We start from the raw sequence: 16,234 nt of genomic DNA on the forward strand, positions 1-16,234 counted from the left end.
AAGTAGCCGAACAGGCAATAGACCACTAAAGTGTCGCGGGATGGAGCAGCCCGGTAGCTCGTCAGGCTCATAACCTGAAGGTCGTAGGTTCAAATCCTACTCCCGCAACCAAAATTACCTACATAAAAACAATACGCTAGCGTCCAACAGGGCGATTTCCGCGCGTGGGGCATCCTCGGCAGATGCTACAGCGATGCTACGCCAGAGAGCAAAGATCAGCTATCAAAGCGCACCCATTCTGACGCTTCCTCAAGCCGACTCTTACCCCATCATGAAAACCAACCCGCCTCCACCGTCAGTGCTGTCGGCACCGACATGCGGTCCCTCGTTGCTCAAAGCCAAAATAGGAGTGTTGGATCAGGTTGAGTTTCGGGAATTGTAATTCTTAGCTTCTCCGGTCCGGACATTCGGCCGGAAAATCATCAGACCTAAGCCCGATGTAGCGAAGCCGGGACTGGGATATCCTGCCTCCAATGCAGGAAAACGCCTCGAACAGGATTGGAGACGATAATGAATACCCGGAAAAGAACTGGTCAGCTTCTGAGCTCGGCAGCGCTGGCGTCGCTGATTGTGATGACACCCTATGTGCCGACCTTTGACGCAGACGGTCATCTGCGGTTGGAACCTGCTTACGCGTTTGCAAAAAGCGGGAAGGGGAGTGACGGCAACGGCGGGGATGATGATCATGACAGCAATTCCGGGTCGGGCAGCGGCGGAGATAGCGACGACAATTCCGGATCAGGTAAAGGTGGTCACGACGACGATGATGACGATGATGACGATGACGATGGCTCGTCACGCTCGGGCCGGGGCGGGGATAAGAAGGACCGGTCTCAGTCTGGGGGGCAGTCATCGGGATCGGCTGGAATAACAAAGGTCGAGACAAGCGCGAGCGGCATCGAAGTACGCTATGCTGACGGCACCAAAGAAGAGATCGAAAACGGTCGGTACGAAAGAAAAAACGCGCAGAACCGAACCATCGAGGAACGACCGGCCACAGGTGCCGACGTTTCGCGCCTTCGGTCACTGGCAAACGGTATCTCAATCGATAGTGTGCGCTCGCCAGGGCAGAGCGGCGGTGCTGGAAGTAACCCGGCAAAAATCGAAATTCAGGGCAACAATATCGAAGTTAGTTACGCAAACGGCTGGAAAGAAGAGATCGAGGGCGGACGTTACGAACTGAAAGACCCGTTCAACCGAACCGTTGTTGAAAGAACCGCAACCGCGGCGGATCGCAGCAGACTTCAGGCGATTGCCAACTGAACAACGAACTTTGACGAATGTGCGGGGCGGTTTCTTTTCTTGAGAGACCGCCCCGGTCTTTGAGCGCCTGACCCTAGTCTTTCTTGTTCCAGGCCTCATGCGCGATGAGAGCGGCCTCCACCCGGTTCCGCGCATGGAGCTTGGACAGGATCGCCGTCATGTAATGCTTGACGGTTTTCTCTTGAATCCCCAACTCATCGGCTATTTCCCGATTGCTCAGCCCTTTGGCGACGCGCCGAAGAATCTCCTCCTCGCGATGGGTAAGATCATCGATGGCGTCAGTTTCTTTCTGCGGCCCACTTCCGCGATTGATCTGAAGTAGCATGCGCGAAGCCAGACCCGGCGAGACGAACCCTTCGCCCGAGGCGATACTGCGCAGCGAATCTGTCAATTCGCGCGCTGTCACGCCCTTGACGATGTAGCCAATGGCACCCGCCTCCAAAGCGTCTGCGACGTCACTGCTGTTTTCAGAGACCGTCAATATCGCGATGAAAGGCGGGTTCGCCATTTCAGCAATTCGACGGGTCGCGCTAATGCCGCCACCGGGCATCGACAGGTCGAGGATGGCGATGTCAGGTTGATGGGTTCGGACAAGGGAAACGGCCTCATCCGCATTTGATCCAGCGGCGAGAACCTTGAAACCGTCAGCCTCTTCTAATGTGCGGTGCAAACCGTCCCGAAAAATCGGGTGATCATCTGCGATAACGACGGATGTTGTCATGATGCACTCATCTTTCTGGGAAACAATGTCATAGCAACGGTGGTGCCCTTGCCCGGGGTTGATGTCACCACGAACCGGCCACCGATGCTTTCGACCCGGTCACGCAAACCGACAAGGCCCTGGCCCCCGTCGTCTCGCAGCACAGTCTCGCCTGACGGATCGAACCCGGGGCCGTCGTCGCTGACCTGAACGGTAATGCGATCATCATGTACGTCGCAGGTGACAATGCATCGGGACGTGGGCGCATATCTTGCGGCATTGGAAAGCGTTTCCTGCAGGAACCGGAAAACGCACAACTTGCCCGAGATTGACAAATCAGGCGACGGATTGCCCTGAAAGGAAATACCGGGGCGAAAAGGGCTGTGTTCCGCGTGGTCCTCGACAGCTCTTTTTACCACATCAACGAGCGCCAGGTTTTCGATGTCTGGCGCGAACAGTCCCCGTGACAGGGCGCGAATTTCTGCCAAAGACTTCTGCAAAGATTGCTGAATTTCTTCGGCCTCGGTGGGCATCTCCGGCCTGTCGCCGAATGCGGCCTCCAATCGAAGGGCAGCGAGTGACAGGTATTGGGCGGGACCATCATGCAGTTCCGCGCCGAGTTTCCTGAGGAACCTGTCCGTTTGCGCGGCATATCTTTCCGATGCGTCAATGACGCGCGACCGCAGCATGGCATTCTGCGCGGCCATCTTTTCACTTTCGGCAAGGCGGTCGTTCAGAAGGCGCCCCTGCCGTCGAATGGTATTGTCGCCGATTGCGACAATGGAAAACAGAACAATCGTGCTTGCCGCAAAAGCCGAGCCAACGATCAACCAGCTTGTTCTTCTGGCTCTGGCCATGTCCAGTTCCAACTGATCGGCTTTTTCATAGAACTCGGCGACCGCGATGATTTTCCCCGACCAGATTTCGCGAATGGGGCTGTAGACTTCAAGCAATGGAATGCCAAGCGCAGCCTCTGCCGCGCTTTCTTCGTCGTCCAGCTCTTCAAAAGAGCCCGAGATTTCTCCAGCCCATGCGCGTTTCAGGTCGTCTGTCGGCTCGAAGCGGCGACCGATGATGGCGAAATCCGATGCGTATGCAATCTCGCCATCCTGTTTCCAGAATTTGTACGAGGCAATGCGTTCGCGCATCGGCTGGGTCATGAAAATCTCGTCCAGCGCCCGGCTGGCCTGTTCGGACAGTCGATCTCCATGCGCCAGCTCCTGGCTGAGAGGAGACAGAATGCTTTCCATGTACAGTGCGGCCGAGTTGGCGGAGTTCTGTACAACCGCGTTTTCGATCCGGTTCGACACCCAGTGACCAACAAACACCGTAGCAGTCCCCATGACGACTATGCTGGCCGCGAGAAAAACGCGCGACAAAGACCAGTTGCCAATTGTCAGGTCAGTAATTTTGGGTCTCATTTCGCAATCGACTATGAACGACAATTGCTTGACGCGCTACAGACCATGGTCTGATGCGCTTCTCCAATGTTCGAAACCTGATGCGCGGGCCGGGACTTGGCCTTTTTGGGTGCACCCCGTTAGGTTCCCGCGTCCCGATCCCAGTCCCGGCTCAACGGGTTTTCAAACACTCCGACAGGGTTTGCGCCATGTTACGAATAACTTGCGGGTACAGAGACGGCCCCGGTTCCAGTGCCGAGCCCAGTGGATCGATCACAACGGATCGCGCCGAGGTCCCGTCCAATACGGTTTCGACGATGCCCGGATTGAACTGTGGTTCAGATAATACGCAGTTGATGCCTTCAGCGCGAATGCGACCTTGAATGGCGGCAATACGCGCGGGGCTTGGGTCGGACGCATCGCTCAGGGAAATCGCGCCTGATGCCGGGAAACCAAACGCGACCTCGAAATACTGATAGGCATCATGAAACACGATGAAGCTGCCGCCGCGAACCGGTTCAAGCAACCCTGCCACTTCTGCGGAAAGCGCGGTCATTTCTTCGCGCGCCGCTTCGGCATTTGCCAAATACGCAGCGGCGTTTTCGGGATCCGCTGACGACAATTGATCTGCGATCAGGGTCAGCCAGGCTTTGGCATTCGTTGGCGACAGCCAGGCATGTGGGTCATGATCGTCATGATCGTCATGATCGTCATGGTCTTCGTGACCCGCATCGTCCGCGTGATCATGCGCCTCAAACAATGCGTCTTCCCGGAACTCAAGAAGCTCTGTGCCCTTTGCGTCCAATAGGGCAGTGGCGGTCGCGCCTTGGGCAAGAGTTTCTATCGCGCTGTCCAGCCATGGCGTCAGGTCTTCTCCTACCCAGAACACCAGATCGGCGTTTTGCAACGCGGCTGCCTCGGACGGGCGCAGATTGTATTCATGCGGCGAGGCACCCGGTGCGACGATCAGGGCAGGTGTTCCCACACCCTCCATTACACGGGCCACCAGCGAATGAACCGGGGCAATGTCCGCGGCAACGTTTGGCGCATCTGCGCGGGCCGGTCCACCCAGCAATGCAACTGTGATCGACAATGGAAGAAGAAGCGTTCTGGACATAGAGCTCTCTGTGTGATTTTATAACATTTCAAGTGGCAATACATGATATGAAATAACATGACAAGTGATGTGCACCCAGTACCTGGCAAAGACACCGCCCCGGTCGGGTTTCAGGAACATGACCACCAGAGCTGTGTCGCAACGGCCCTGGCATCTGCCGAAGCCCGGTGCAAAGAGGAAGGGCTGCGTCTGACGCCGGTTCGCCGCAAGGTTCTTGAGATGTTGTTGCAGGAACATCGCGCCCTTGGCGCCTACGCAATCCTTGATCGGTTGCGCGACGAAGGATTCGGGTCCCAGCCTCCGGTCGCTTATCGGGCGTTGGAGTTTCTTGTACAGAACGGCTTTGTCCACAAGATCGAGCGGCTGAACGCGTTTGTCGCCTGCTCTCATCCCGGCGCGGCGCATTCACCTGCTTTCATGATCTGCCGAAAATGTGATGCCGTAGCCGAGGCGCAGTCCGCCCCCTCCAAAGGTGTTCTTGGCGCTGCCGCGCGCGCGGCAGGTTTCGAGATCGAGCGAACGGTTGTAGAGGCTGAAGGTCTCTGCCCTGACTGCACCGAAAAGGCATAAAGATGGCCCTAATCACTGTCGAGAAACTCAGCGTCCGCTATGGCGCGCATACCGTGCTGCATCATGTGGATATGGTCGTTGAACCGGGTGAAATCGTGACCATCGTTGGCCCGAACGGATCAGGCAAGACCAGCCTGCTGCGGGCCATTATCGGTGCGACACGGCCTTCCGCCGGTCACGTGTCACTGAAGCCCGGATTGAAAATCGGATATGTGCCGCAGAAGCTGCATGTCGATCCGACTTTGCCAATTTCCGTCGAAAGGTTCATGCGTCTGACCGATCCTGTGTCGCGCAGGCAATGTGTCGAGGCGCTTGAATCCGCGGGTGTGCCGGATCTGTTGAAACGCCAGATGTCGCAGCTGTCCGGCGGACAGTTTCAGCGGGTGCTGTTGGCCAGAGCCTTGATCAACCACCCGGACATCTTGTTGCTGGACGAAGCGACACAGGGGTTGGACCAACGGGGATCGGCTAGCTTTTACCAGCAGATCGAGGCAGTCCGACGCGAGTCCGGATGCGCCATTCTGATGATCAGCCACGAACTGCACGTGGTCATGAGCGCGTCGGACCGGGTGATATGCCTCAATGGGCATGTCTGTTGCGAAGGATCGCCGGCCGTGGTCGCCTCGGCACCAGAGTATCGGGCCTTGTTCGGAACCGGAACAGGCGGTGCGCTTGCCCTTTATCGTCATGAACATGATCACCATCATGATCATGATCATGATCATGATGCGAACCCACAGGAAGCGGCGGAATAATGCTGGATGATTTCATGATGCGGGCAACGCTCGCCGGTATTGGCGTGGCGTTTGCGGCGGCCCCCCTTGGATGTTTTGTCGTGTGGCGTCGCATGGCGTATTTCGGCGACGCGACCGCGCATGCCGCAATTCTGGGCGTGGCCCTGTCCCTGACGTTTCAGATGTCGATCTTCACGGGCGCGCTGGCTATCGCTTTGGTCATGGCGCTGACCGTTTCGCTTTTGGCCGGTCGCGGTTATGCGATGGACACGCTGCTGGGGGTGCTGGCGCATTCTGCGCTGGCCTTCGGGCTGGTTGCAGTTTCATTCCTGTCCGGTGTCCGGATTGACCTGATGGCGTATCTGTTTGGGGATATTCTGGCGGTCTCCCGTTCTGATCTGGTCGTGATCTGGGGCGGTGCGGCGCTTGTCGTGGCTCTGATTGTCTGGCGTTGGTCGCAACTTCTGACCGCGACACTGAACGAAGAACTGGCCTATGCCAGCGGCTTCGATCCAAGGCGAGAACAACTGATCCTGACCCTGTCACTTGCTGTGACCGTAGCGGTGGCGATCAAGGTTGTGGGCGTGTTGCTGATCGCCGCGATGCTGATTATTCCGGCGGCTGCTGCGCGAAACCTGGCACGGTCACCAGAATCCATGGCCCTGATTGCTGCGGGAATAGGTGCGCTTTCGGCCATCACAGGGCTAAGGGCTGCGTATGTATTCGACACTCCGGCAGGGCCCTCGATTGTCTGCGTTGCCGCGATCGTTTTTGCGTGTCTCAGCCTGATCGGGTGGCGAACGCAGGGCAGAGTCTAAAGTTTCTGTGGCTCGTCGCGGCCGTAGCATCCCGGTCATCCGGTAATGTGACCGAAACGAAAACGCCACAAAAAAGGCCCGCAATCCTGCGGGCCTTTATGCATTTCTATCCGCGCCGTTTATTGCGGGATATCGCCTTCCAGCCCTTCGACATAGAAGTTCATACCGGCCAGAGTACCGTCGTCGGCCACTTCGCCCTCGGCCAGCCAGTCGCTGCCGTCCTGCTTTTTCAGCGGTCCGGTAAAGGCATGATAGCTGCCATCGGCCAGCGCGGCTTTCAGGGCCAGTGCCTCTTCCTTGATGTCCGCGGGAACTGCATCCGAAATCTCACCGATTTCTACCATGCCCGGCCCGATTCCGTCCCAGGTGTTGGACGAGGCCCAGGTGCCGTCCATCACGGCTCGCGTGCGCGCAATGTAATAGGGTCCCCAGTTGTCGATGATCGAGGAAACACGCGGTTTGGGGGCGTATTCGCTCATATCCGAAGCCTGACCGAAGGTGATCACGTTGCCCGCCTCTTGTGCGGCGGCCTGCGGTGCGGTCGAGTCAGTGTGCTGCAGGATCACGTCGGCGCCCTGTTCGATCAGAACCGATGCAGCGTCAGCCTCTTTCGCCGGGTCGAACCATGTATAGGCCCAGACGATCTTGAACTGTACATCCGGGTTCGCTTTCTTGGCGTGGATATAGGCCGAGTTGATACCGCGGATCACCTCGGGGATCGGGTAGGACCCGATATAGCCGATGATGTTCGATTCGGTCATTCTACCCGCGATATGCCCCTGAACCGCGCGGCCTTCGTAGAAACGCGCTGAATAGACCGAGACGTTGTCGGCGGTCTTGTAGCCGGTCGCGTGCTCGAACTTCACGTTCGGGAATTTCTTGGCCACATTGATGGTTGGATCCATATAGCCGAACGAGGTGGTAAAGATCAGATCCGCGCCTTCCAGCGCCATCTGGGTCATCACGCGCTCGGCGTCGGGGCCTTCGGGTACTGATTCAACGAATACAGTCTCGACCTTGTCGCCGAACTCTTCTTCGATCGCCAAACGGCCTTTGTTGTGTTCATAGGTCCAGCCGCCGTCGCCGACAGGGCCGACATAAACAAAACCGACCTTGGTTTTGTCTTGTGCCACTGCACCGGTCGCAAGACCAAGCGCTATCGCGGCAGTTGTCAGAAGCGATTTTAATTTCATGTAGTTACTCCCCAAGTTGGTTCAGTTGGCCCCTAGTGTGAGGCATGGAAGGTCCGGCCCAGTGAGGCAGGTGCGCTGCTCTTGTCGGCCGAAAGGATCACAAGCACAAGGATCGTGATAAGATAGGGTGACATTGCCAGATACTCGACGGGAATGGCAACGCCCGCTGCCTGCAAATTAAGCTGCAAGACGGTGATGCCGCCGAACAAATATGCACCCAGCAGGACCCGCCACGGTTTCCAGCTGGCAAACACCACCAGCGCCAGTGCGATCCAGCCGACACCTGCGGTCATGCCCTCGGTCCATTGCGGCACACGTATCAGACTGATGTAAGCTCCACCCAGACCCGCGCAGGCCCCGCCAAACAGGATCGCCATGATACGGATTTTGATGACCTTGTAGCCAAGCGCATGGGCGGCATCGTGGTTTTCACCAACCGCCCGCAGGATCAACCCGACGCGGGTGTACTTCAGGACGGCCCAGACCACAGCGGTCAGCGCAATGCCCAGATACAGGATGGGATCGTGCCGAAACAGGATCGGGCCGATGACCGGAATATCGCTGATCAAGGGGATGTGGATATCGCCCATGCTGGGTGGTTTGACGCCCACATAGCTTTGCCCCATCAGGGCGCTGAACCCCAGGCCAAACAGGGTCAGCGCAAGGCCGCTGGCAACCTGGTTGGCCAACGCAAACTGTGTCAGCAAGACGAACAGCAGCGACAGCACGGCCCCGCCAATGGCGGCAGCAACAAAGCCCAGCCAGGGCGATCCGGTTTCGACCGAGATCGCAAAACCGCTGATCGCGCCAACGATCATCATGCCCTCGACACCAAGGTTCAGAACGCCTGCCTTTTCCACGACAAGCTCTCCGATCGCGGCCAGCAGAAGGGGGGTTGCGGCCACCATAAGCGAAGCAACCAGAAGAACGGGATTGATTTGACCAAGATCCATGATCACGCCACCTCGCTACGAGCCGCACGGATGCGGAAGTTTGTCAGAAGATCGAAGGCCAGCAGGAAAAACAGCAGCATTCCCTGAAACACCTGAATGGCTGCGGCAGGCAGGCCCAGCTGCGATTGTGCGATTTCACCGCCAATATAGGTCAGCGCCATCAGGCCCCCGGCCAAAAGAATACCCACCGGATGCAGTCGGCCCAGAAAGGCGACGATGATCGCTGTAAAGCCATAACCCACATTGAAATCGATGCTGATCTGACCGGACGGGCCGGACACCTCGAACATCCCGGCCAACCCGGCCAAAGCGCCCGAAATTCCAAGGCAGAACAGGATCAGGCGCGCTGGATTCACACCTGCAAACTTTGCGGCGCGGGGGGCCTCACCCGTCAGACGGATATGGAACCCCAGCATGTGACGGTTCAGCAAAACATAGGCAAAGATCACCGCGATGAAGGCCGCGACAACACCCCAATGCATCCCGGTACCGGCAATCAGCTCGGCATTGTGCGCGCTTTCATAGGATTGCAGGTTGCGCGAGCCGGGAAAGCCGAACCCTTCGGGGTTCTTGAGCAAACCCAGCGAGACCGAGGCCAGCATCTGTTCGGCCACGTAGACCAGCATCAGCGACACGAGGATTTCGTTGGTGCCGAAACGCACTTTCAGCAAAGCCGGGATCGTTGCCCACAGCCACCCGCCAAATGCGCCTGCGGCCACCATGATCGGGAAGATGTACCAGGCGTCGAGCGGATAGAAGGCCAGACCTGCGCCCGCACCGAATATGGCGCCCATGATGTATTGCCCTTCGGCCCCGATATTCCAGATACCGGCCCGAAATCCCAGCGACAATCCGATAGCGATCAACACAAGCGGGGCGCCCTTGACCAGCAATTGAGGGCGGTAATAGAATGCGAACTCGCCAAAAAGCGGCTCCCAGAAGATGGTACCGATGGCTTCGACCGGGTTTTTCCCCAATATGGCAAACAGCAACCCGCCAAACACCATTGTCGCCAGCACCGCCACAAGGGGGGTCGCATAAGACCAGGCCCTGGACGGCTGTGGCCGTTTCTCCAATACAATCATCTGCTCATCCCCCCAGATGTTTCATCTTTTTGCAAATACTCTCGCCGAAGGCGGCTCAGCAGATCACACATGTGCCACCTCCATGCCATGGGCACCGCCCATCATCAGGCCAATCTCATCCACGGTCAGGCCGGTGGTCGGGCGCGGTGCGCTCAGCCGACCTTCGTTTAAGGCCGCAAAACTGTCCGAGATTTCCATCAGCTCATCCAGATCCTGCGAAATGCAGACCACCGCTGTGCCTTTCGCCGCAAGATCGAGTATGGCTTGCCGGATCGACGCGGCCGCCGCGGCATCCACCCCCCAGGTTGGCTGGTTTACCACCAACACATCAGGGTTTTGCAGCACTTCGCGTCCAATCACGAATTTCTGCAGATTGCCGCCGGACAAGGACCGCGCTGCGTTTTCGGGCCCGGGCGTACGTACGTCGAAGGCTTCGATGATCTTTTCGGCAAAACTCCGGGTTTCGGACCATTTCAAGAAGCCGTTTTTCTCAAGCCCTTCCCGCACAGATCCGGTCAGCAAAGCGTTTTCGGTCAGGCTCATGTCGGGCGCCGCCGCGTGGCCGAGCCGTTCCTCAGGCGCGGTCAGAACGCCCAGCTTGCGGCGCGCTGTCGGGCCGAGCTTGCCGATTGCCTGACCGTTGAACTTGATCGCATCCGCCGATGTCAGGATTTCCCCGGACAGCACGCCCAGCAATTCATCCTGCCCGTTTCCGGCAACACCGCCGACGCCCAGAACCTCGCCCTTGCGGACCGTCATGTGCACATTGCGCAATGCGGTGCCGAATTCCGAAGGCGAGGGGACTGACAGCCCGCTGACATCCAGCGCGACCTCGCCCAGTTCCCGGCCCGAGCGTTCAGGCGTCTGCAACGTCGACCCGACCATCATCTCGGCCATGTCGCGCGCCGAGGTTTCAGCGGGAACACATTCGCCCACGTTCTTGCCCAGACGCAGGATCGTGGCATGGTCGCACAGCGTTCGGATCTCCTCCAGTTTATGCGAGATATAAAGGATCGAGGTTCCCTCGGAGCGTAGCTTGTTCAGCGTCTCAAACAGGATATTGACCTCTTGCGGGGTCAGAACCGAGGTCGGTTCGTCCATGATCAGCAGTTTGGGGTCCTGCAGCAGGCAGCGAATGATCTCGACCCGCTGGCGTTCGCCTGCGGACAGATCGCCAACCGTGCGGAACGGGTCCAGCGGCAGACCATAGGTTTCCGAGACTTCGCGAATGCGCGATGCCAGATCCCCCATCGGGGGCGGATTCTCCATCCCCAGCGCGATATTCTCGGCCACGTTCAGCGCGTCAAACAGCGAAAAATGCTGGAACACCATCGCGATCCCATCGGCACGGGCCGCGCGCGGTTCGGGCGGCGCAAACGGATTGCCGCGCAGCTTCATGGTGCCGCTGTCCGGCTTCACAAGCCCATAGATCATTTTCACCAGCGTGGATTTCCCCGCGCCGTTTTCACCCAGCAGCGCGTGCACTTCGCCTTCACCGATGTCAAAGGACACCTGATCATTGGCCACAACACCGGGGTAGGCTTTGGTCAGCCCTTGCAAGCTCAAAAGTGGAATGGTCACGCGCTCAGGTCCTTCTTCAACTCGTTTTGCAGGGCCGGGCGCAGCAATTGTGCAGCGACGCCCACGGCGATCATATGTGGATGCTTCCCTATCGACGGGTCACCGATCGGGCAGGTGATCCGGCTTATCCGTTCAGGCGGATGCCCAAGAGCGGCCAACCGCGACCGGAATCGCGCCCATTTCGTAGCCGAGCCGATCAGCCCCGCAAAGCCAAAATCGTGCAAAAGCAGTCTGTTGCACAGTTCAAAGTCAAGGCTATGCGAGTATGTCAGCACAAGATGTTCGGCGTCGGATGGGGCATGGCGGATCAGCTCGGCCGGTTTTGTGGCCGGAACAATTGTCACGCCCGCTGGCACAGTGGCCGGAAAGCGCTGACGGTTGGTGTCCACCCAGGTGATCGCAACATCGGGAAGCGGGGACAGCACATCCACCAGCGCCCGGCCGACATGGCCCGCGCCCCAGATCCACAGATTGCGTGTCGGCTTGTGAACAGGTTCAACCATCCAGCCATCGATCAGCTGCGGTTCTGGCGCAATCCCCTGTCCGCGCGCCGTCGCCAGCATTCGCTTGACCGACAGGGGCATCTCGTCACCCGTGGCCGGGCGCGCGATGACCGTATCGTCCAGATCATTGACAGTGTTTGCGTCGTAGACCTCGCTCAGCAACGACACGGCACCGCCACAGCATTGCCCCAACTCGGGTCCAAGTGCATGATGCGTCAGGCGGGTTGGCGTGGTTTGCAACCGTGCGGCATTTGCCGCCTGGTATTCCAGTGTTCCGCCACCAATTGTGCCGCTTTGCCCGCCGTCCCAGACCAGCATGGCGGCACCAACTTCGCGTGGAGACGACCCTTTGATCCCGGCGATGACCACCCGAACCACTTTGCCGTGGGTTTTGACCGCCTCCCTCAAAGCCTCTAGGTCAAATCCCATCAGATATCTCCCTTCATCCTCTGGACGCCGCGCCAGACCTCTTCGGCGGTGGCGGGCGCGTTGAGTGCCGGATAGGTGTCCCCGCAGGCTGCCACCGCATTCGAAAGCGCCAGCCAGGCCGATATTCCCAGCATGAACGGGGGTTCCCCCACGGCTTTCGAGCGATAGATGGTGTCCTCTCGGTTCTCGCCATCCCAAAGTGCGACGTTGAAAATGTCGGGCCGGTCGGAACAGGCCGGGATCTTGTAGGTCGAGGGCGCATGTGTGCGCAGGTTGCCCTTGCCGTCCCAGACCAGTTCCTCGGTCGTCAGCCAGCCCGCGCCCTGCACGTAACCGCCTTCGACCTGTCCGACATCCAGCGCCGGGTTCAGCGAAGCGCCCGCGTCATGCAGGATATCTGTGCGCAGAATGCGGTTCTCGCCCGTCAACGTGTCCACAGCGACCTCGGTGACCGAAGCACCATAGGCGAAGTAGTAAAACGGGCGACCGCGCCCCGCGATCCGGTCCCATTCGATCTTGGGCGTTTTATAAAAGCCGGTGGCCGACAGGCTTATGCGACCCTGATAGGCCAGTGCGGCAGCTTCGGCGAACGTGTACCGTTCTTCACCAACCGAAACGTGGCTATCCGTGAAAGTGACGGCAGAGGGGGCGGCCTGATGCCGTTCAGCCAGATAATCGGCCATCCGGTCGCGGATCGTATCGCAAGCCGCTTTCACCGCCATGCCGTTCAGATCGCTGCCCGAAGACGCTGCCGTGGCTGACGTATTCGGCACTTTGGCCGTATCGGTGGCGGTGATCTTGACCATCTCAAGCGGGATGCCGAAACGCGACGCGGCCACTTGCGCGACCTTCTGGAACAGGCCCTGACCCATCTCGGTGCCGCCATGATTCAGGTGGACCGAACCATCCTGATACACATGCACCAGCGCACCGGCTTGGTTCAGATGGGTCAGCGTGAAGGAAATTCCGAACTTGACCGGAGAAAAGGCGATGCCCTTCTTGATCACGCTGTTTTCGGCGTTCCATTTCTCGATGGCCGCTTTGCGCGCGGCATAGTTGCTGGACTTCATCAGCGCTTCGGTCATGCCATGCAGTTCGAAATCGCTGACCTCCATTCCGTAGGGCGTCGTGTTGCCGCCAGCGGGCAGGGGGCGGACCGGGGCCGTCCCTGTTTCCACCGCGCCACGGCTGGTCAGGTCTTCGTGCGGGTCGGGATGACCCAGCGGTTTTTCGTGGGGTTGGACTTCGGCAACCTTATGCGCGGGCTCGTAATAGTTGCGGCGGCGCAATTCCACCGGGTCCAGCCCAAGTTCATGCGCGGCGTGGTCCATCACCCGTTCGATGGCAACCATCCCCTGCGGGCCACCAAACCCGCGATAGGCGGTGGCTGACTGCGTGTTGGTCTTCAACCGATGGCTTTCAATCCGGGCATTGGGCAGCAGGTAGGCATTGTCCGAATGCAGCATCGCACGGTCGGCGACGGGCAGGGACAGGTCCTGCGCCCAGCCGCAGATCGCGTATTGCAGAAAGGACACGCCCTGAATGTGACCCTGTTCGTCAAATCCCGCGCGATAGGAAATCCGGAAGGCGTGGCGTTTGCCGGTGATGATCATGTCATCATCGCGGTCATAGCGCATCTTGCAGGCTTTGCCGGTTGCCCGCGCCGCCACTGCGCAGGCGACGGCCAGCGCATTCCCCTGGCTTTCCTTGCCACCGAATCCGCCACCCATGCGCCGGGTTTCGACGCGGATCGCATGCATTGGCAGGCCCAGAGCGTCCGCCACCTTGTGCTGTATCTCGGTCGGGTGCTGGGTCGAGCTGTGGACCAGCATGTCGCCGCCTTCATTCGGCACGGCAAGGGCTGCCTGACCTTCCAGATAGAAATGCTCCTGACCGCCGATCTCGAATGTTCCGTCGATGACGTGGGCTGCGCTTTCAATCGCGGCGTCCGCGTCGCCCTTGGCATAGATACGGGGCCCGTCTTCAAATCGGCTGTCTGCGGCCAGAGCTTCTTCCACCGTCAGGATCGGTGTGTCCTCTGCATAGTCGATCTTGCCCAACCGAACCGCCTTGCGGGCGGCCAGATGGCTGGTGGCAACCACAAGGAAAACAGGCTGGCCGATATAGTGAACCGTCCCGTCGGACAGCAACGGTTCATCGTGGATCGAGGGCGAAACATCGTTGGCAAAGGGCAGGTCCTGTGCCGTCATGACCTTGACGACCCCGGCTGCTGCTTTCACGGCAGACAGGTCCATCGCGGTAATCGTGCCCTTGGCGATCGGGCTCAGGCCAAAGGCCAGATGCAATGTGCCCTTTGGCGTCGGGATGTCGTCCACATATCGGGCGGAACCGGATACGTGCAGCGGTGCCGCGTCGTGGGGAAGGGGTTTGGTTACGCTCATGCCGATACCTCCAGCACGTTGGTCACTTGGCCCTGATCCTCAAGGAAGTACCGTTCCAGCATCGCTTTGGCGGTCTCAAGCCTGTACGTGGCCGAGGCGCGCATATCGGTAAGCGGTGAATAATCGTCGTCAAAAGCGGGCAGAGCGGCGTCAATCGTCTCGCGCGTCCATGGCTTGCCGATCAACGCGGCCTCGACATGGTTTGCCCGTTTCGGAATGCCAGCCATACCGCCAAACGCGATGCGCGCAGCCGCCACCCGTCCGTCTGAAATGGTAATGTTGAAACATCCGCACACGGCCGAGATATCCTGATCGAACCGTTTGCTCAGCTTGTAGCATTTCAATCGGTCCGCCTGACGCGGGAAGCTGACGGCTTCGACAAACTCACCCGGCGCGCGGTCCTGTTTCCCGTAATCGATGAAGAAGTCTTCCAGCAGGACTGACCGGCGTTCATCACCTTTGCGCAGGTGCAGCGTCGCACCCAATGCGATGAGCGCGGGCGGGTTGTCTCCGATTGGTGAGCCATTGGCGATGTTGCCACCCACAGTGGCCGCGTGACGGACCTGAACACTGGCATAGCGCCGGATCATTTCGGCATACGATGGGTGAATGTCCGCCAAGGCTTCGCCCATGCGGTTCATATCGACCATGGCACCGAAACGAAATTCTACGTCGGTGATCGTGATCTCTTTCAAATCGTCACAGCGGTTCAGGAAGATCACCGGATCAAGATCGCGCAGTTGCTTGGTCACCCAAAGCCCAACATCAGTTGCGCCCGCGACCAAAGTGGCATTTGGGTTCTCGGCATACACAGCAGCCAGCGCGTCGGACGAGCCCGGCAGCATGGGTGAGGCGGCGGGCGTTGCGACAGGCTTGTCCTTGACCCAGACAGGCACGGGATGCTTCTCGGCCGCTTCGGCTGCGCGAATAATGGGTGCATAACCCGTGCAACGGCACAGATTACCGGCAAGCTGTGTGTCGTGATCCGTCGCGCCATTGGTGTGACCGGCCACCATAGACATGACAAAACCGGGTGTGCAAAAGCCGCATTGCGACCCGTGCAAGTCAACCATGGCCTGCTGAACCGGATGGACCTCACCATCGGGGCTGCAGGCGCCTTCGACGGTTCGAACCGCCTTGCCATGCAACTGCGGCAGGAACAGGATGCACGAGTTCAGGGCCTTTGCGCCACCCGCATCCGTCACCATGACAGTGCAGGCACCGCAATCGCCTTCGTTGCAGCCTTCTTTGGTGCCGGTCAGGCCACGATCTTCACGCAGCCAATCCAGCAGAGTGGCTGTCGGATTGATATCCGTCAGCTCCACTGTCTCTCCATTCAGAAGAAACGTGATGTCCATTCGAGAAACCCGTCGCCTTACCCGGTTGCGCCCTGGTGGTGCCCTCCTTCGATGCGACGTAGAAAGAGTGGCGGGCGGATAGCTTGCAAATGGATGTTAGAAACAGCATGCGTGATCTGGCAAGAAAA

Annotated in this window: 14 protein-coding genes and 1 tRNA gene; 5 read left to right on the forward strand and 10 right to left on the reverse strand. The window is 58.9% G+C overall.

Translation table 11 applies throughout. The features are described from left to right. Positions 1-34: 34 nt before the first annotated feature. Both AC2FLZ_RS15835 and AC2FLZ_RS15840 read left to right on the forward strand, forming a co-directional pair. Positions 35-111, forward strand: a tRNA-Met gene (locus AC2FLZ_RS15835). 399 nt (positions 112-510) lie between these two features. After that, positions 511-1,263 (forward strand): hypothetical protein, encoded by a 753-nt coding sequence (locus AC2FLZ_RS15840; RefSeq protein WP_480625166.1) that lies wholly within the window; start codon positions 511-513, stop codon positions 1,261-1,263. A gap of 73 nt (positions 1,264-1,336) precedes the next feature. On the opposite strand, the gene AC2FLZ_RS15845 is transcribed toward AC2FLZ_RS15840, so the two are convergent. The 3 genes from AC2FLZ_RS15845 to AC2FLZ_RS15855 form a co-directional block, all read right to left on the reverse strand. Next, on the reverse strand, positions 1,337-1,984 hold the full coding sequence (locus tag AC2FLZ_RS15845; RefSeq protein WP_480519221.1) for a response regulator: 648 nt from the start codon (positions 1,982-1,984) through the stop codon (positions 1,337-1,339). After that, positions 1,981-3,384 carry a sensor histidine kinase gene (locus AC2FLZ_RS15850; RefSeq protein ID WP_496882395.1) on the reverse strand — a complete coding sequence of 468 codons (1,404 nt, stop codon included), beginning with the start codon at positions 3,382-3,384 and terminating at the stop codon, positions 1,981-1,983. Before AC2FLZ_RS15850 ends, AC2FLZ_RS15845 begins: the two co-directional genes overlap by 4 nt. Before the next feature lie 151 nt (positions 3,385-3,535). Next, positions 3,536-4,480: a zinc ABC transporter substrate-binding protein gene (locus AC2FLZ_RS15855; protein WP_496882396.1), complete on the reverse strand. Its 945-nt coding sequence runs from the start codon at positions 4,478-4,480 to the stop codon at positions 3,536-3,538. 57 nt (positions 4,481-4,537) lie between these two features. Here AC2FLZ_RS15855 and AC2FLZ_RS15860 point away from each other — a divergent pair, with 57 nt between their 5' ends. From AC2FLZ_RS15860 to AC2FLZ_RS15870, 3 genes are read left to right on the forward strand one after another with little or no spacing between them, the layout of a single operon-like run. Continuing rightward, complete coding sequence (locus AC2FLZ_RS15860; RefSeq protein ID WP_480475370.1) at positions 4,538-5,050, forward strand: Fur family transcriptional regulator; 513 nt, start codon at positions 4,538-4,540, stop codon at positions 5,048-5,050. 2 nt (positions 5,051-5,052) lie between these two features. Then, positions 5,053-5,805 (forward strand): metal ABC transporter ATP-binding protein, encoded by a 753-nt coding sequence (locus AC2FLZ_RS15865; RefSeq protein ID WP_496715788.1) that lies wholly within the window; start codon positions 5,053-5,055, stop codon positions 5,803-5,805. Continuing rightward, positions 5,805-6,602 (forward strand): metal ABC transporter permease, encoded by a 798-nt coding sequence (locus AC2FLZ_RS15870; RefSeq protein ID WP_480555510.1) that lies wholly within the window; start codon positions 5,805-5,807, stop codon positions 6,600-6,602. Before AC2FLZ_RS15865 ends, AC2FLZ_RS15870 begins: the two co-directional genes overlap by 1 nt. 119 nt (positions 6,603-6,721) lie before the next feature. Here the strand turns inward: AC2FLZ_RS15870 and AC2FLZ_RS15875 are convergent, their stop codons facing one another. The 7 genes from AC2FLZ_RS15875 to xdhA form a co-directional block, all read right to left on the reverse strand. Beyond that, a complete protein-coding gene (locus tag AC2FLZ_RS15875) occupies positions 6,722-7,795 on the reverse strand; it encodes a BMP family ABC transporter substrate-binding protein (RefSeq protein WP_480555512.1) in 1,074 nt (357 codons plus the stop codon). A 32-nt stretch (positions 7,796-7,827) separates the two neighbouring features. Further along, positions 7,828-8,748: an ABC transporter permease gene (locus AC2FLZ_RS15880; RefSeq protein ID WP_209598075.1), complete on the reverse strand. Its 921-nt coding sequence runs from the start codon at positions 8,746-8,748 to the stop codon at positions 7,828-7,830. A 2-nt stretch (positions 8,749-8,750) separates the two neighbouring features. Further along, entirely contained in the window at positions 8,751-9,833 is a 1,083-nt protein-coding gene (locus tag AC2FLZ_RS15885; RefSeq protein ID WP_496882397.1) for an ABC transporter permease, read from the reverse strand. 63 nt (positions 9,834-9,896) lie between these two features. Next, a complete protein-coding gene (locus AC2FLZ_RS15890) occupies positions 9,897-11,414 on the reverse strand; it encodes an ABC transporter ATP-binding protein (protein WP_480496423.1) in 1,518 nt (505 codons plus the stop codon). Then, positions 11,411-12,346, reverse strand: coding sequence for a xanthine dehydrogenase accessory protein XdhC (gene xdhC, locus AC2FLZ_RS15895; protein ID WP_496882398.1), 936 nt, complete (start codon positions 12,344-12,346; stop codon positions 11,411-11,413). The genes AC2FLZ_RS15890 and xdhC overlap by 4 nt, the downstream gene beginning before the upstream one ends. Then, entirely contained in the window at positions 12,346-14,748 is a 2,403-nt protein-coding gene (gene xdhB / locus AC2FLZ_RS15900; protein WP_496882399.1) for a xanthine dehydrogenase molybdopterin binding subunit, read from the reverse strand. The genes xdhC and xdhB overlap by 1 nt, the downstream gene beginning before the upstream one ends. Further along, positions 14,745-16,106, reverse strand: a complete 1,362-nt coding sequence (xdhA, locus tag AC2FLZ_RS15905) for a xanthine dehydrogenase small subunit (protein ID WP_480555514.1) — start codon at positions 16,104-16,106, stop codon at positions 14,745-14,747. The genes xdhB and xdhA overlap by 4 nt, the downstream gene beginning before the upstream one ends. Between the last annotated feature and the right edge of the window lie 128 nt (positions 16,107-16,234).

This window comes from Ruegeria sp. YKSF131, from assembly GCF_059612645.1.